Below are 15,684 nucleotides of genomic sequence, written 5' to 3' on the forward strand. Positions count from 1 at the left end.
GGAATTCAGGCTAGCCATGAAGCCCATTCGTCTGCATTAAAGCCCGCGGACACATTCCCGCCCCGTTCGACGACGGGGCGCTTAATGATGGAAGGATTCTCCAGCATGATCTCGTGGGCGCTCTGGGCGCTAATGGTATCACGAACCTCCTCGGAGAGTTTGCGCCAGGTGGTTCCGCGACGGTTCAGCAGGGTCTCCCAGCCAACGGCCTGTTCCCAGCGGGATAGCATCTCGCCGTCCAGTCCGTCCTTTTTGAAATCGTGGAATTCGTAGTCAACGCCATTCTCATCCAGCCATTTGCGGGCTTTCTTGACGGTGTCGCAGTTTTTTATGCCATAAAGCTTCATGTCTTATTCGCCTTAACAAATTCAGCAATCCGGCGCGCTGCTTCCACGCATTCTTCCAGGGGCGCCACCAGGGCCATCCGCACCCGGTTTTCGCCCGGATTATGGCCATCTGCGGTCCGGGACAGGTATCGGCCCGGAAGCACGTGTACATTCTGCTGTGATGAAAGCTCCCGGGCGAAGGTTTCATCATCCATCGGAGTGACCGGCCATAGATAGAAACCGGCATCCGGGAAATCCACGTCCATCACTTCACGCAGGATGGGGACAACCGCTTCGAACTTGGCGCGATAGGCCGCGCGGTTTTCCCGCACATGGTCTTCGTCGTTCCAGGCGGCAATGCTGGCCAGTTGGTTGTGGGCCGGCATCGCGCAACCATGATAGGTTCGGTACTTCAGGTAGCCTTCGAGAATCCGGGCGTCACCGGCAACAAATCCGGACCGCAGCCCCGGCAGGTTGCTGCGCTTGGACAGGCTGTGGAATACCACGCATCGGGCGTAATCATCGCGGCCAATGGCGGCGCAGGTCTGCAACAGGCCTTCGGGTGGATTGGCTTCGTCCGGGTAGAGCTCGGAGTAGCACTCGTCTGAGGCAACGATGAAATCATACTTGTCGGCAAGCGCAATCACGTTTGCCAGTGTTTCTCTGGGAATGACCGCACCGCTCGGATTGCCCGGCGAGCAAAGGAACAGCACCTGGCAGTCCTGCCAGACAGGCTCTGGCACCGAATCAAAATCCGGAATAAAGCCGTTGGAACCGTCGCAGGGCAGGTACACGGGCGTGGCGCCCGCCAGGAAGGCAGCTCCTTCGTACACCTGGTAAAACGGATTCGGGCTTATCACGGTGGCCGGTTTGCTGGCGTCTACCACGGCCTGAACCAGGGAGAAGATGGCCTCCCGGGTTCCATTCACCGGCACGATATGGCGGGCCGGGCTCAGGCTGCCGGGTGCCAGATTGAATCGGCGGGTTGCCCACCGGCTGATGGCTTCACGGAGTTCGTCGGTTCCCCGGGTGGTCGGGTAATTGGCAAGCTTGTCGAGATTGTTCGCAATGATCTGCTTAACGAAGTCTGGCGACGGATGTTTGGGTTCACCAATACCGAGTGAAATCGGCCGGAGGTGGTCGGGCACGGTGATGCCGGCCTTGAGTCTGGCCAGTTTTTCAAACGGGTAGGGGTGGAGTCTGTCCAGGTTCGGATTCATTGAATGTCGTCCAGCATTTTACAGAGGTCTTGCTGCAGGGCCTGGCACATGGCCGGGTCCCGGATAGGTTCGCCCTGCTCGTCGGTGACGAAGAATACGTCTTCAACCCGCTCACCCAGGGTGGCAATCTTGGCATTGCTAAGGCGAACGCGGTGCTCCAGCAATACCTGGCCGATCCGTGCCAGAAGGCCGGGGCGGTCCGGAGTGATCACCTCCATCACCGTGCGCTGGTTGATGGTGTCGTTGGAAAACGTCACTTCCGTCGGGAAAGCGAAATGTTTCAGTTGCCGTGGTGTTCGCCGGTGGATGATGTCCGGGTAGTCGTCTGGGTCGTCCAGCTCCTCAATCAGCCGCTTGCGTGTGCGCTCCTTGCGGGCAGGGTCAATGCCCAGTGGCTGGCTTTTCTCGTCCAGCACTACGTAGGAGCTGATGGAGTAGGGCCCTTCGCTGGAGCTGATCCGGGCATCTACGATGTTCAGATTGAGTTGCTCCAGCACCGCCGTGGTCGCGGCAAACAGGGCCACCCGGTCCTTCATGTAAATGATGATCTGGGAATAACCGTCGGTGGGGCCGCCCCGGGTGTCGCGAATCAGTACCAACGGGTCCGGGTTGTCGCCATGGCGGATGATGGCGGCCGTTTGCCAAGCGATATCCACAGTGGAATCCTGGAGGAAGTAGTCCTCGTCCACGGTGTCCCAGATGGCATCAATCTGCTCGTCGGTCATGTTCTGGGCGTGCAGGATCTCCCGGGCCTCGGACTGGGTGGCGCGCACCCACTCCTGCCGGTCGATGGGCGTTTCAGTGCCCCGCCGCAATGCCCGCTTGGCTTCGATGTAGAGCTGGCGCAGGAGGGAAGCGCGCCAGGTATTCCAGAGCTTGGGGTTAGTGGCGCTGATGTCGCACACGGTCAGGATGTACAGGTAGTCCAGATGTGCCTGGCTTGGCACTGCCCTGGCAAAACCGTGGATAATGTCCGGGTCCGAGATGTCCTTGCGCTGAGCGGTCATGGACATCAACAGATGGTTTTCTACCAGCCAGGAAATCAACTGGGTATCCCGCTCGCTGAGGTGATGCCGTTTGCAGAAGGCCTCGGCATCCATGGCGCCCAGTTCTGAGTGGTCGCCGCCACGGCCCTTGGCCACATCATGGTAGATGCCGGCAATGTAGAGGGTTTCCAGTTTTGGCAGCCGGTGAATCAGGCGGGAGGCGAGGGGGTACTCTGTCTGTGCTTCTGTACCGTTGAGTCGGACCATGTTCCGGATCACCCGCATGGTGTGGGCATCCACCGTGTAAATGTGGAACAGGTCGTGCTGCATCTGGCCGATGATCTGGCCGAACTCAGGCAGATACCGGCCAAGCACGCTGTACTTCTTCATGGCGGACAGGGTCTGGTCCAGCGCGTGGGGGGTTCTCAACAACTCCATGAACAGCGTGGTTACCGCCAAGTCTGAACGGAAGGCGTCATCAATCAGGTGCCGGTGTGCTCGCAGGGAACGAATCGTGGTGGCCCGGATACCCTTGATTTCGGGATGCTGCGCCATCAGCACGAAGATTTCCATGATGGCGTAAGGCGCGTAGGCAAAGACCTGATTGTTGACGGCTTCTATATAGTAGTTGCGAATCTGGAAGCGTTTGTTGATCGGCTGGATCGCATCCTCCGAAGCGCTGCCGAGGATCGCCTCGTCGTAATACTGCAGGATCACATCGGCCAGCTCGGCGAGGGCGAGAACGGTCCGGTAGTAGGACTGCATCATCAGCTCTACACCGAGGCGTTTGCCTTCATCCTTGTAGCCAAGCATCTGGGCCAGGGCCCGCTGGTGATCAAACAGGAGTCGGTTCTCGTTTCTGTCTGCCAGAAGCTGAAGGCCGTAACGCAGCTGCCACAGGAAGGTCTCACCCTGGAACAGGATCTGGTGCTCTTCTTCGGTAAGGATGCTGAAGCGGGTGAGGTCGGCTATATTCTGCAGGCCGAAATGCCGCTTGGTAATCCAGCCGATGGTCTGGATATCACGAAGGGCGCCCGGTGAGCCTTTCACGTTGGGTTCCAGGTTGTACTCGGTATCGCCGTATTTCTGGTGCCGTTGTTGCTGCTCTTCCCGCTTGGCAATGAAATAGTCGCGATCGGTACTGACACCATCGGAATACACCTGCTCGCTGAGCTCCATGCGCAGCTCATCCGGCCCCGCAATGGTGCGGGTCTCAAGCAGATTGGTCAGGATGGTGACGTCTTCGCGGGCGGCGGCTTTGCTTTCCTCGATACTGCGAACGCTGTGGCCAATATCGAGCCTCAGGTCCCAGAGCAGCGTAACGAAGGCGCCGAGGTCTTCGTGCCAGCTGTCTTCAATGCCATTCCGGGTGAGGATAAGCAGGTCGATGTCAGAGTGGGGGTGAAGCTCGCCCCGACCGTAGCCGCCTACCGCAATCAGGGCAATATCCGGTGAGCTGGAAAAGGAATAACGGTTCCAGATCAGTCTGAGAACGGTATCGACCGTGCCGGCCCTGGATTGGACAAGAGCGCGAACATCGGCACCCTGCCGGAAGGCCTCGGCATCGGCGTTGTACCTCCCCTTCAACAGCTCCCGGGCCGCCTTCACCGGAGAAGGGTCTTTACTGATGCGGGATTCCAGCTCGCTTCGGTCCACTTAGAAGGACTCTTCCGATCGCTTGGTAAGAACCTCGTGGCCGTCTGCGGTCACGAGGATGGTGTGTTCCCACTGGGCGGACAGCTTGTGGTCCTTGGTGACCACCGTCCATCCGTCTGGCAGCAGCTTGGTCTGGTATTTGCCCTGATTGATCATCGGCTCAATGGTGAAGGTCATGCCTTCCTGTAATTCCATGCCGGTGCCGGGTTTTCCGTAGTGCATCACTTGTGGTTCCTCATGGAATACCGCGCCGATACCATGGCCACAGTAGTCACGCACCACCGAGTAACGATGTTTCTCGGCATGCTGTTGGATAACGTTGCCGATATCACCGAGACGGGTTCCCGGCCTTACCAGCTCAATACCTTTATATAGGCACTCCTGGGTTATCTGGATCAGGCGCTCGGTACCCGGTTTCGGCTTGCCGACAATCCACATCTTGCTGGTGTCGCCGTGGTAGCCCTCCTTTATTACGGTGACATCGATGTTCAGGATGTCTCCGTCCTTGAGAATTTTCTGCTCGGAAGGAATGCCGTGGCAGATGACGTGGTTGACCGAGGTGCAGATGGATTTCGGAAAACCCTTGTAGTTGAGCGGGGCCGGGATGGCCTTCTGCTCGTTTACAATGTAATCGTGGCAAATCCGGTCGAGCTCTTCGGTGGTTACGCCAGGCTTGACGTGTTCACCGATCATCTCGAGAACATTGGCCGCCAGGCGGCCTGCGACGCGCATCTTTTCGATTTCTTCCGGAGTCTTGATCGATACCTGCATTGGGCTTCCCGTTGATTTGTATCAAACCGGCATTTTAAGGGGCCTGATGCCCGGGTACAAGGAAGCAGGCCCTCAAAAATAATGGCGTTTGTTGGCCCGTTTGTGGTATAAACGCGCCCGCTGGAAACAAATCCGGCAAATTCACACACGTGTCGGCACGTTATCCCAGGGTGCCTGCTCCTGCTTTATAAAGGGGCCAGGTTGGGGTAATCGGATACGTGGAGGACTAACCCGAAGCTAAAAAGGTAACTATCATGGCTCAGGTAAATATGCGTGACCTGCTCAAGGCAGGTGCTCACTTCGGTCACCAGACCCGCTACTGGAACCCGAAAATGTCGAAGTTCATCTTCGGCGCCCGTAACAAGATTCATATCATCAACCTTGAGCAGACTGTTCCTGCCATGAACGATGCGCTGAAATTCGTTCAGCAGCTGGCAGAGAACAAGAACAAGATCCTGTTCGTTGGTACCAAGCGTGCCGCGGCCAAGATCATCAAGGAAGAAGCCGAGCGTGCCGGTCAGCCCTTCGTAAACCACCGCTGGCTCGGTGGCATGCTGACCAACTACAAGACCATCCGTCAGTCTATCCGTCGCTACCGTGATCTGGAAGCCCAGAGCAAGGACGGCACATTCGACAAGCTGACCAAGAAAGAAGCGCTGGACCGTACCCGTGAAATGGACCGCCTTGAGCGTTCTATTGGTGGTATCAAGGACATGGGCGGCCTGCCGGACGCCATGTTTGTGATCGACGTTGACCACGAGCGTATTGCTATCAAGGAAGCCAACAAGCTGGGCATCCCTGTTATCGGTGTTGTGGATACCAACAGCGATCCTGACGGTGTTGATTACGTCATTCCGGGCAATGATGACGCCATCCGCGCTATCCAGATTTACGTGCAAGCCGTGGCCAACACCTGCATTGAGGCCGCCCAGGCTGGCGGTGCCGGAGCTGACGAGTTTATTGAAGTCAGCGAAGACGCCGAAGGCGCTGCTCCAGCCGCTGAGTGATGCTTTATCTTCACGTTTGAGATGTAAGGTGTGCCCGGGTTTGCTTCGGGCATACCTCCCCACCGAATTCGGAACAGTTGAGAGGATTGAACATGGCTGCAATTACCGCTGCAATGGTCAAAGAGCTGCGTGAGCGTACCGGCCTTGGCATGATGGAGTGCAAGAAGGCACTCGTGGAAGCTGAAGGCAGTGTTGACGCTGCGATCGAAGAGCTGCGCAAGTCTTCCGGCCTGAAGGCTGCCAAGAAAGCCGGCCGTACCGCCGCTGAAGGCGTGTCTCTGATCAAGATCTCTGACGACAACACCGTCGCCTACATTCTGGAAGTTAACTCAGAAACAGACTTCGTTGCCCGTGACGACAACTTCGTCAACTTCGCCAACGATGTTCTGAATGTCGCTTTCGAAAAAGGCGAAACTGACGTTGCCAGGCTGATGGATGGCGATCTGGAAGCCAAGCGCGAGGCGCTGGTTCAGAAGATCGGCGAGAACATCACCGTGCGTCGCATCGTTAAGGTTGAAGGTCCGGTTGTTGGTGGCTATGTCCACAGCAACAACAAGATTGCTTCCGTTGTTGCGCTGACTGCCGGTGATCCGGAAGTGGCCCGCGACGTCGCCATGCACGCTGCGGCTGTTAACCCGCGCGTTGGCAAACCGGAAGACATGCCTGCCGATGAGCTTGAGAAAGAGAAAGACGTCATCAAGGCCCAGCCGGATATGGAAGGTAAGCCTGCCGAAATCGTCGAGAAGATGATGGGCGGCCGCATCAAGAAGTTCCTCAAGGAAAACAGCCTTGTTGAGCAGCCTTTCGTTAAAAACCCGGACCAGACCGTGGGTGAACTGATCAAGTCCGCCGGTGGCGAACTGGTCGGCTTCGTTCGCCTGGAAGTGGGTGAAGGCATCGAGAAGGAAGAGGTGGACTTTGCTGCCGAGGTTGCTGCCGCAGCCGGCACAGGCAAGGCCTGATCCTTCTTTTGGTGCAGCGGGCTCATTGCCGCTGCGCCAGCTGAGTCTGCCACGTTAGCCGGGAATTCCCGGCTAACGTGGCGGGCTTGTATCTGAGATACCCCTTTTGCGAGGAGTATGTCAGATACAAGCCTGCAACGGGTATCACGCCGGATAGCAGCCAACAGACGAAAAGGGGATCACCATGCCGACATCATCGAAAACCCAGCCCAGATACAAGCGTGTTCTGCTCAAGCTCAGTGGCGAGGCCCTGATGGGGGAGCACGATTTCGGTATTGATCCCAAAGTTCTTGATCGTATGGCCCTGGAAATTGGCGCGCTGATTGGTATTGGTGTTCAGGTTGGCCTGGTCATCGGTGGTGGCAACCTGTTTCGGGGTGCAGCCCTGAATGCGGCTGGCATGGACCGGGTGACCGGTGACCACATGGGCATGCTGGCAACCGTTATGAATGGCCTCGCCATGCGGGATGCCCTTGAGCGTTCCAATATCCGGACCCGCGTAATGTCCGCAATCCCCATGAGCGGGATTGTCGAGCATTATGACCGCCGTCGGGCGGTGCGGGACCTTAAGGACGGAGATGTGGTGATCTTCTGCGCCGGCACCGGCAACCCCTTCTTCACCACAGATTCCGCCGCTTGCCTCCGTGGTATCGAAATTGAGGCCGATGCGGTACTCAAGGCCACCAAGGTAGATGGCGTATACTCTGCTGATCCGCATCTGGACAGCAGTGCCGAGAAATACGATCACCTCACCTACGATGAGGTGCTGGACAAAAAACTGGGGGTGATGGATCTGACGGCCATCTGCCTCGCCCGGGATCACGGTATGCCGCTGCGGGTATTCGACATGAACCGCGCAGGCGCGCTGACTCGCATCGTAACCGGCGAAAGAGAAGGTACGCTGATCGAATAACCTGGTTGTCCGGGTCCCTTTGATCCGTGCCTTTCAAGAGGACCAGGTTACTGAATGACATGACGAACGAATTGAGGATGCTGAAGTGATCAACGACATCAAAGCAGAAGCCGAAAAGAAAATGAAGAAGAGCCTGGAGTCTCTGCACTCGGCGTTTAACAAGATCCGTACCGGCCGGGCCCACCCGTCCATCCTGGACAGCGTTATGGTGAACTACTACGGCCAGGAGACACCGCTGAAACAGGTGGCCAGTGTCAATGTCGAGGACAACCGGACTCTGACCGTCTCCCCCTGGGAGAAAAACCTGATGCCGACTATCGAGAAGGCCATCATGAGCTCTGATCTGGGCCTCAACCCGGCCACCAGTGGCGACATTATTCGCATTCCGATGCCCATGCTGACCGAAGAAACCCGCAAGGAAATGGTCAAGCAGGCGAAAGCCGATGCCGAGCACGGCCGTGTGTCTGTTCGCAACGCTCGCCGTGACGCCAACAGCATGATCAAGGAGCTGTTGAAGGAAAAGGAAATCACCGAAGACGACGAGCGCAAGGGCGAGGAAGAGATCCAGAAGCTGACCGATCGCTACATCGCCGAAGTCGAGAAAATGCTCAAGGCCAAAGAAGAGGACCTGATGGCGGTTTAACTGCCCGGGTTCACTTGCAAGCGAATTGAAAGGCCGGTGCAACCATGCGCCCCGGCCGCACAGGGGATTTCATGACGGGAACTGTATCCGCAGAGATTCCGGTGTCGGCAGACAGCCGGCCCCGGCATGTGGCTATTATCATGGATGGTAACAACCGGTGGGCCAAGGCCCGCCGGCTCACGGGAGTAGCCGGCCACAAGGCCGGGGTGGATGCAGTCAGGGCGGTGGTGGAAACCTGCGCACGCGAAGGTGTGGAAGTGCTCACCCTGTTCGCCTTCTCCAGTGAAAACTGGCGTCGCCCCAAGGATGAAGTCTCGGCGCTGATGAAGCTTTTCCTGTTCGCCCTGGAACGGGAAGTACGCAAGCTCCATCGCAACGACATTCGCCTCAGAATCATCGGCGACCGTTCCGCCTTCAGCCCGGCCTTGCATGAGCATATGGCAGCGGCGGAAGAACTGACCCGCTATAATTCCCGTATGACACTGGTGATAGCTGCGAATTACGGTGGCCACTGGGATATCACGCAGGCGACGCGTCAGGTTGCTGAGCAGGTGCGGGCAGGGCAGCTGGCACCTTCGGATATCACCGATGACCTTATCCAGCAGCACCTCAGTATTGGTGATCTGCCGATGCCGGATCTGATGATCCGGACAGCGGGTGAACAGCGGATCAGCAATTTCATGCTGTGGCACCTGGCTTACACAGAACTTTACTTCTCACCGGTGTACTGGCCTGATTTCCGGGAAGAGGAAATGCGCAAGGCCCTGCAGGCCTATGCCGGTCGCCAGCGTCGTTTTGGCCAGACGGATGATCAGATCACGGCCAAGGCCCCACAACAATAACGAACGATAGCGACGTTAACCGTGTTAAAAACCCGAATTATCACCGCACTGATCCTTGCCCCCATTGCCATTGGCGGAATTTTCTTCCTCCCGCCCCTGGGTTTCGCGTTCTTTACCGGCGCCATCATTACCGTGGGTGCCTGGGAGTGGGCGAACATGTCCGGCATTGAGAATTCTCCGGGCCGTGTGGCGTACGCCTTGGTGACTGCCGCCATTCTTTATGGTTTGCTGAACGTTCCTTTTGTTGCGGTGCTCTGGCTGGCGCTCGCCTGGTGGTTTATCTGTTTCCTGATGGTTCGCAGCTACCCTGGTGGCTCAGAAAAATGGGGCAGCCTGCCCGCACGAGCGGTTATGGGGCTGCTTGTTCTGGTGCCCGCATGGGTCGGACTGAACCATTTACGCACTGGCGGCTTCCAGTTTGGCGACAGCACCAATAACCTTCTCCTTATCCTGTATGTGTTGTGTGTGGTCTGGGTTGCGGATATCGGTGCCTACTTCGCCGGGCGGGCATTTGGCAAGGCCAAGCTGGCGCCCCGGGTCAGTCCTGGTAAATCCTGGGCGGGTGTCTGGGGTGGGCTTGTGGCCGTGGGCGTTTTCGCCCTGGTGGTGAGCTTCCTGGCATCCGCCGGAACTGTCGAGACCCTGCTGCTGGTCGCTGCCAGCCTGATTACCGGGTTTGTCTCGGTGCTGGGGGATTTGCTGGAAAGCATGCTTAAACGCTTTCGTGGCATCAAGGACAGCAGCCAGCTGCTGCCCGGTCATGGGGGCATAATGGACCGGATTGACAGCCTTACCGCAGCCATTCCTGTGTTTGCTCTGATCATTACCCAGTTGGGTTGGCTGACAGCCGGGCACTGGTGATTATGGTAACCCGTCATATCAGCGTATTGGGAGCGACTGGCTCCATCGGTCTGAGTACCCTGGATGTCATTCGCCGGCACCCTGACCGGTTCTCGGTCTATGCCCTGACGGCCAGTACCCGTGCGGAAGAGCTGGCGATTTTGTGTCGCGAATTCCGACCCCGGGTAGCGGTTATGGCGGACCCCGGGGCTGCGCAAACGCTTGTCGGGTTACTCTCCGATTTGCCGGATATTCGAGTTCTGGGTGGCATGGAAGGGTTGTGCGAAGTTGCCTCGGCCCCGGAAATTGATACCGTGATGGCCGCCATTGTCGGCGCCGCGGGCCTGTCGCCGACCCTTGCAGCTGTGCGTGCCGGCAAGCGGGTATTGCTGGCCAACAAGGAAGCCCTGGTGATGTCCGGCAAGCTGTTTATGGACGCCGTGGCCGAGGCCGGCGCCGAGCTCCTGCCTATCGATTCTGAGCACAACGCCATTTTCCAGTGTATGCCGGCCGATAAAATCCGGGATCCCGCCGCCGCCGGTATTACCCGAATTCTGCTGACAGCCTCCGGTGGGCCGTTCCGGGAACACAGTGCCGAGGCGCTTCGATCAGTCACGCCTTCGCAAGCCTGTGCCCATCCGAACTGGTCCATGGGGCAGAAGATTTCCGTGGATTCAGCAACGCTGATGAACAAAGGCCTGGAGCTGATCGAGGCCTGCTGGCTGTTTAATACAACCCCGGAGTGGGTGGAAGTGCATGTTCACCCGGAGAGCATTATTCACTCCATGGTAGAGTATGCGGACGGTTCTGTGCTCGCCCAGCTTGGCAGCCCGGATATGAGAACCCCGATTGCCAATGGTCTGGCCTGGCCGGAGCGTATCGATGCAGGTGTCGCGCCGCTGGATCTGTTCGCCATCGGCCGTTTCCATTTCGAGCGCCCCGACCTGGTTCGCTTCCCCTGCCTTCGCCTGGCTGCGGAAGCCTTCGAGGCCGGAGGCACAGCTCCGGCCGTATTGAACGCAGCAAATGAAGTGGCGGTTGCTGCTTTTCTTGAAGGTAACCTTTGTTTTACGGATATCCCCGTTATTATAGAGCGCACGCTGGTTGCTACCGCGGTTGAACCAGCTGACAGTTTCGAGGTTATCTTCGCCAAGGACACCGAAGCACGGGCCCGGGCATGGGAACAGATTGGTCTGTTAACTGTCTGACACTCGCAGCGGTTTGCTGCCCGGCTGAAGCCATCAATCAGGAATGCTATGCAGATTATTGAATCCGTCCTCGCACTGGCGCTGACCCTGGGTATTCTCGTGACCCTGCATGAATACGGTCATTTTTGGGTTGCCCGCCGTTGCGGTGTGAAAGTGCTCCGTTTCTCCGTTGGTTTCGGAAAGCCGCTGTATTCCTGGTACGACAGGCACGGCACCGAATTCGCCATCGCCGCCATTCCACTTGGCGGCTATGTCAAAATGCTGGACGAGCGGGAAGGGCCGGTGCCCGAAGAACTGAAAGACCAGGCCTTTACTTCCAAGCCACCGTCCCGGCGTATAGCCATTGCAGCGGCGGGTCCGCTGGCTAACTTTATTTTTGCGGTTTTCGCCTACTGGCTGCTAAGCGTGGTCGGAGTTACCCACGTTGCCCCCATCGTAGGGCAGGTGGCCGATGGCAGTGCGGCAGCGCGTGTCGGCTTACAGGAAGGCATGGAAATTCACTCTGTGGACGGCCATCGGGTTAGCTCCTGGCGCGATGTCAACATGCGTATCCTGGAGCGAACCGGCGAGCAGGGCCTGATTTCCATGGAGGTGTCTGACGGCGGTGCCCGGGGCACGGTCAGGGGAGAACTTGCCGGCTGGAGTCTGGGCGACGATACCCCGAATCCGCTGGCGGAATTCGGCATCACACCCTGGCGCCCCGCGGTTCCTCCGGTGCTGGGCCAGATTTCCGAGGGTGGCCGGGCCCAAGTGGCCGGCCTGCAAACCGGGGATCGTGTGGTTGCCGTTAACGGCGAGCCCATCAGCAGTTGGTTTGATCTGGTCGAGTTCATTCGCAATGCCCCTGAACAGACGTTACAGGTAACCGTTAAGCGCAATGGCTCGGAACGCTCAATCCGCGTTACGCCGGAAGCGAAAAGCGAAGAGAGCGGTGAAACAATTGGCTTTATTGGCGCTGGCGTTGAAGCCATCTCATGGCCGGATGAAGTGCTGCGCGAAGTTAGCTATGGCCCGTTTGCTGCGATTCCCGTTGCTTTCAGTGAAACCTGGGCCGACACCCGACTGACCCTCGTGGCCATAAAGAAAATGGCCACTGGCCTGCTGTCGCCCACCAACCTCAGCGGGCCAATCACTATTGCCAGGGTTGCCGAAGCCAGTGTCAGCTCCGGATTTGAAGATTTCGTGCGTTTCCTGGCCTATCTCAGCGTGAGTCTGGGTATCCTGAACCTTCTGCCGGTGCCGGTGCTCGATGGTGGTCATATTGTCTATTACACCATCGAAGCGCTCCGCGGAAAGCCGCTCTCCGAGCAGGCCCAGGCGTTTGGATTACGAATTGGTATGGCAATGATTCTCACATTAATGGTGTTTGCTCTTTACAACGACCTGATGCGGTTGTGAGAATTGCGAACTTCTTACGCGCATTAACCAGGCGAAATATTTGAATGAGACGTTCTCTTCTAGGTGTAGCCGTTGGCCTCGCTGTGGCCCTGTCTGGCATGAAGCCAGCGCTTGCAGACCAGTTCACAGTTGCAGATATCGAGGTAGAGGGCCTGCAGAGGGTTTCTGCGGGCACCGTTTTTTCTGCGTTCCCCGTGAATATCGGTGAGCAGGTTGACGAGACCGAGCTGGCCGATGCGATCAGGTCCCTGTTCCGGACCGGGTTGTTTACGGACATTGAGGTTAGCCGTGATGCAGGTGTTCTCATCCTGACGGTTCGCGAACGACCTTCCATTAGCAATATCGAGATCGAGGGCAACAAGAACATCGAAACAGAGATGTTGATGGATGCCCTGGCAGGTGCCGGCCTTCAGGAAGGCCAGGTTTTCCGGCGCGCGACCCTCGAGCGCCTTGAGCTGGAGATTCTGCGGTCTTACATCGCCCAAGGGCGTTACAACGCCCGGGTGAAGGCAACGGCGGAGGAACTTCCACGGAATCGCGTTTCAATTCGCCTGGACATCAACGAAGGCTCTGTGGCGGCGATACACCACATCAATCTGATCGGCAACGAAGACTTCAGCGACGAGGAGTTGCAGGGGCTGTTTGAGTTGCAGACCACGAGCTGGTGGAACTCGATCACCAATTCCGACAAATACGCGCGAGAGCGTCTCAGCGGCGACCTGGAATCCCTGCGTTCATTCTATCTGGACCGCGGTTACCTGGATTTCAATGTCGAGTCCAGTCAGGTTTCCATCTCTCCGGACAAGCAAAAGGTCTTCATCGCCATTGCTCTGAATGAGGGGCCCCAGTACACCATCTCGGAGATAAACCTGCGTGGAGAGCTGATTGTGGGCGAGGAAGAGTTGCGCTCGCTGATTCCGGTTACGGAGGGCGACGTGTTCTCCCGCTCCCACATGACAGCCATATCCGAAGCCCTGGCATTCCGGCTCGGACGCGAGGGCTACGCCTTCGCCAGCGTCAATGCCGTCCCCGAGCCGGGAGAAAACAACACAGCTGCCGTCACCTTCTTTGTTGAACCGGGCAAGCGGGCCTATGTGCGACGCATCAATTTCGAGGGTAACGTATCGACTCGTGACGACGTTCTCCGCCAGGAAATGACCCAGATGGAAGGGGGCGTGGCTTCTTCGGATCGTATCGAGTTTTCCAAGACCAAGCTGGAGCGTCTCGGCTTCTTCCAGACGGTGAACGTTGAGACGGTTCCGGTGCCAGGCACGGATGATCTGGTCGATGTGAACTACTCCGTTGAAGAACAACCGACAGGCAGCCTTTCCGCTTCCGTCGGCTTCTCGCAGCAATCCGGTGTGATTCTTGGCGCCAACGTGTCCGAGAACAATTTTTTCGGTACCGGGAAGCGCGTCTCTTTCGGTGTCAATGTGAGTGATTATGTCAAAAGCGCAAACGTTTCCTACCTGGACCCTTACTACACGGTTGACGGCGTAAGCCGTGGCTACAGTCTTTTTGCCCGGCAAACCGATTATGAGGAAGAGGATATCTCCGCCTTCCTGCTGGACGAATATGGCGGCCGTATCACCTTCGGTTATCCCACGGACAATATCACCCGTTTGAACTTCGGGGCCGGGTTTACCCAGTCCAATCTTAAGGAAGGCCTGTTCACCTCACAGGAGGTCATTCAGTTCATTGATGAGGAAGGGGATTCGTTCAATAACTTCTTCCTCTTCGGCAGCTGGCGCCGCAGTACTCTCAACCGGGGTGTTCTGCCCAGTGATGGCCATAGCCAGTCGTTGTCGCTTGACGTAGCAGTGCCGGGCAGCGATCTGACCTTTTACAAGGTGACACACAAGACCGATTTCTACTATCCGGTGACTGACGATAATCGCTGGATCTTACGGGCGCGTTCAGAGATCGGTTATGGTGATGGTTACGGAGATCGGACCCAGATGCCGTTTTACGAGCACTTCTATACAGGGGGCTACGGATCGGTTCGGGGGTACCGGGCCAACTCCTTGGGTCGCCTTGCTACGAACAACGTCAACGACCTCTCAGACCCGGATCCGTTCGGCGGTAACCTGCTCACTGAAGGTGGTGTTGAGCTGATATTCCCCACGCCCTTTGCCGGTGATACCCGCTCCATGAGAACGGCGTTTTTCCTGGACGCAGGTCAGGTGTTCGACACTGCGCGCGGTTTCGATCCGGAACTGAGCGAAATCAGAATGTCCGCCGGTATTGGCTTCCAGTGGATTACCGCTGTTGGCCCGCTGGCCTTCAGTCTGGCGAAGCCGCTGAACGACAAGCCGGGTGATGACACCCAGGTATTCCAGTTCTCGCTGGGCCAGACCTTCTAGAGCATGGATAATAACAACCTACGGATGAAAATCAGGAGAAAACCAATGTCCCGATTCATGTTGATATTCGCCGCCATGGTTATGGCGTTTTCAGTCCCGGCCATGGCAGAAACCCGCATCGGTGTGGTCGACCTGAGGCAGGCACTGTTTTCCTCAAATGATGCCAAGGCCTTCAGCGAATCGCTCCAGAAGGATTTTTCCGGCGATGAAGCCAAGGTCCGCGAGGCGCAGGAAGAGGCTCACAAGCTCAAGGATCGCCTCGAAAAGGACGGCGCCATGATGAACGAGACCGAACGTAACAAACTTGCCGGTGAGTTCCAGGAAAAAGTGAAAGAGTTCAACTTCCTCAAGCAGCGGCTCGATACCGCCGTCAATCAGCGCAAGCAGGCGTTCCTGGAAGAGGCTCGCCCGGAAGTGGACGCGGCTGTCAAAGAACTTCTTGAGGAAAATGAGCTCGACCTGATTCTGCCGAGCGAAGCGGTTGTTTATGTGAAACCGGAAATGAATCTGACCTCTCAGCTTCTGGAAAAACTGAATCGTTAATCCGTG

The 15,684-nt window shown here is 57.4% G+C and carries 14 protein-coding genes; 10 read left to right on the forward strand and 4 right to left on the reverse strand.

The window, feature by feature from the left end; translation table 11 throughout:
* Positions 1 to 5: 5 nt before the first annotated feature.
* The 4 genes from NLK58_RS20135 to map are packed head-to-tail and all read right to left on the reverse strand — an operon-like array spanning position 6 to position 4,959.
* Complete coding sequence (locus tag NLK58_RS20135) at positions 6 to 347, reverse strand: ArsC family reductase (protein WP_117620062.1); 342 nt, start codon at positions 345 to 347, stop codon at positions 6 to 8.
* Positions 344 to 1,546, reverse strand: a complete 1,203-nt coding sequence (dapC, locus tag NLK58_RS20140; protein ID WP_341581606.1) for a succinyldiaminopimelate transaminase — start codon at positions 1,544 to 1,546, stop codon at positions 344 to 346. Before dapC ends, NLK58_RS20135 begins: the two co-directional genes overlap by 4 nt.
* On the reverse strand, positions 1,543 to 4,188 hold the full coding sequence (locus NLK58_RS20145) for a [protein-PII] uridylyltransferase (RefSeq protein WP_117620064.1): 2,646 nt from the start codon (positions 4,186 to 4,188) through the stop codon (positions 1,543 to 1,545). Before NLK58_RS20145 ends, dapC begins: the two co-directional genes overlap by 4 nt.
* Positions 4,189 to 4,959 carry a type I methionyl aminopeptidase gene (gene map / locus NLK58_RS20150; RefSeq protein WP_117620065.1) on the reverse strand — a complete coding sequence of 257 codons (771 nt, stop codon included), beginning with the start codon at positions 4,957 to 4,959 and terminating at the stop codon, positions 4,189 to 4,191. It abuts the gene before it with no gap.
* A gap of 254 nt (positions 4,960 to 5,213) precedes the next feature.
* On the opposite strand from map, the gene rpsB reads away from it, so the two are divergent.
* The 10 genes from rpsB (at position 5,214) to NLK58_RS20200 (ending at position 15,678) form a co-directional block, all read left to right on the forward strand.
* On the forward strand, positions 5,214 to 5,966 hold the full coding sequence (gene rpsB, locus NLK58_RS20155; RefSeq protein ID WP_117620066.1) for a 30S ribosomal protein S2: 753 nt from the start codon (positions 5,214 to 5,216) through the stop codon (positions 5,964 to 5,966).
* A gap of 92 nt (positions 5,967 to 6,058) precedes the next feature.
* The gene (gene tsf / locus NLK58_RS20160; RefSeq protein ID WP_117620067.1) at positions 6,059 to 6,928 is read left to right on the forward strand and encodes a translation elongation factor Ts; all 870 of its coding nucleotides are present in this window, start codon (positions 6,059 to 6,061) and stop codon (positions 6,926 to 6,928) included.
* 184 nt (positions 6,929 to 7,112) lie between these two features.
* A complete protein-coding gene (gene pyrH / locus NLK58_RS20165; RefSeq protein WP_117620068.1) occupies positions 7,113 to 7,841 on the forward strand; it encodes a UMP kinase in 729 nt (242 codons plus the stop codon).
* 85 nt (positions 7,842 to 7,926) lie between these two features.
* Positions 7,927 to 8,484 (forward strand): ribosome recycling factor, encoded by a 558-nt coding sequence (gene frr, locus NLK58_RS20170; protein ID WP_117620069.1) that lies wholly within the window; start codon positions 7,927 to 7,929, stop codon positions 8,482 to 8,484.
* 71 nt (positions 8,485 to 8,555) lie between these two features.
* Positions 8,556 to 9,326, forward strand: coding sequence for a polyprenyl diphosphate synthase (gene uppS, locus NLK58_RS20175; protein WP_117620479.1), 771 nt, complete (start codon positions 8,556 to 8,558; stop codon positions 9,324 to 9,326).
* Between the two features lie 21 nt (positions 9,327 to 9,347).
* Complete coding sequence (locus NLK58_RS20180) at positions 9,348 to 10,187, forward strand: phosphatidate cytidylyltransferase (protein ID WP_117620070.1); 840 nt, start codon at positions 9,348 to 9,350, stop codon at positions 10,185 to 10,187.
* Positions 10,188 to 10,189: 2 nt separating this feature from the next.
* Positions 10,190 to 11,374, forward strand: coding sequence for a 1-deoxy-D-xylulose-5-phosphate reductoisomerase (ispC, locus tag NLK58_RS20185; protein WP_376788100.1), 1,185 nt, complete (start codon positions 10,190 to 10,192; stop codon positions 11,372 to 11,374).
* A gap of 48 nt (positions 11,375 to 11,422) precedes the next feature.
* Positions 11,423 to 12,772 carry an RIP metalloprotease RseP gene (rseP, locus tag NLK58_RS20190; RefSeq protein WP_341581607.1) on the forward strand — a complete coding sequence of 450 codons (1,350 nt, stop codon included), beginning with the start codon at positions 11,423 to 11,425 and terminating at the stop codon, positions 12,770 to 12,772.
* Between the two features lie 44 nt (positions 12,773 to 12,816).
* Positions 12,817 to 15,135: an outer membrane protein assembly factor BamA gene (gene bamA / locus NLK58_RS20195; RefSeq protein ID WP_341581608.1), complete on the forward strand. Its 2,319-nt coding sequence runs from the start codon at positions 12,817 to 12,819 to the stop codon at positions 15,133 to 15,135.
* Between the two features lie 45 nt (positions 15,136 to 15,180).
* Complete coding sequence (locus tag NLK58_RS20200; RefSeq protein WP_341581609.1) at positions 15,181 to 15,678, forward strand: OmpH family outer membrane protein; 498 nt, start codon at positions 15,181 to 15,183, stop codon at positions 15,676 to 15,678.
* The last annotated feature ends 6 nt before the right edge of the window (positions 15,679 to 15,684 follow it).

It is taken from the genome of Marinobacter metalliresistant, from assembly GCF_038098645.1.
GTDB lineage: Bacteria > Pseudomonadota > Gammaproteobacteria > Pseudomonadales > Oleiphilaceae > Marinobacter > Marinobacter metalliresistant.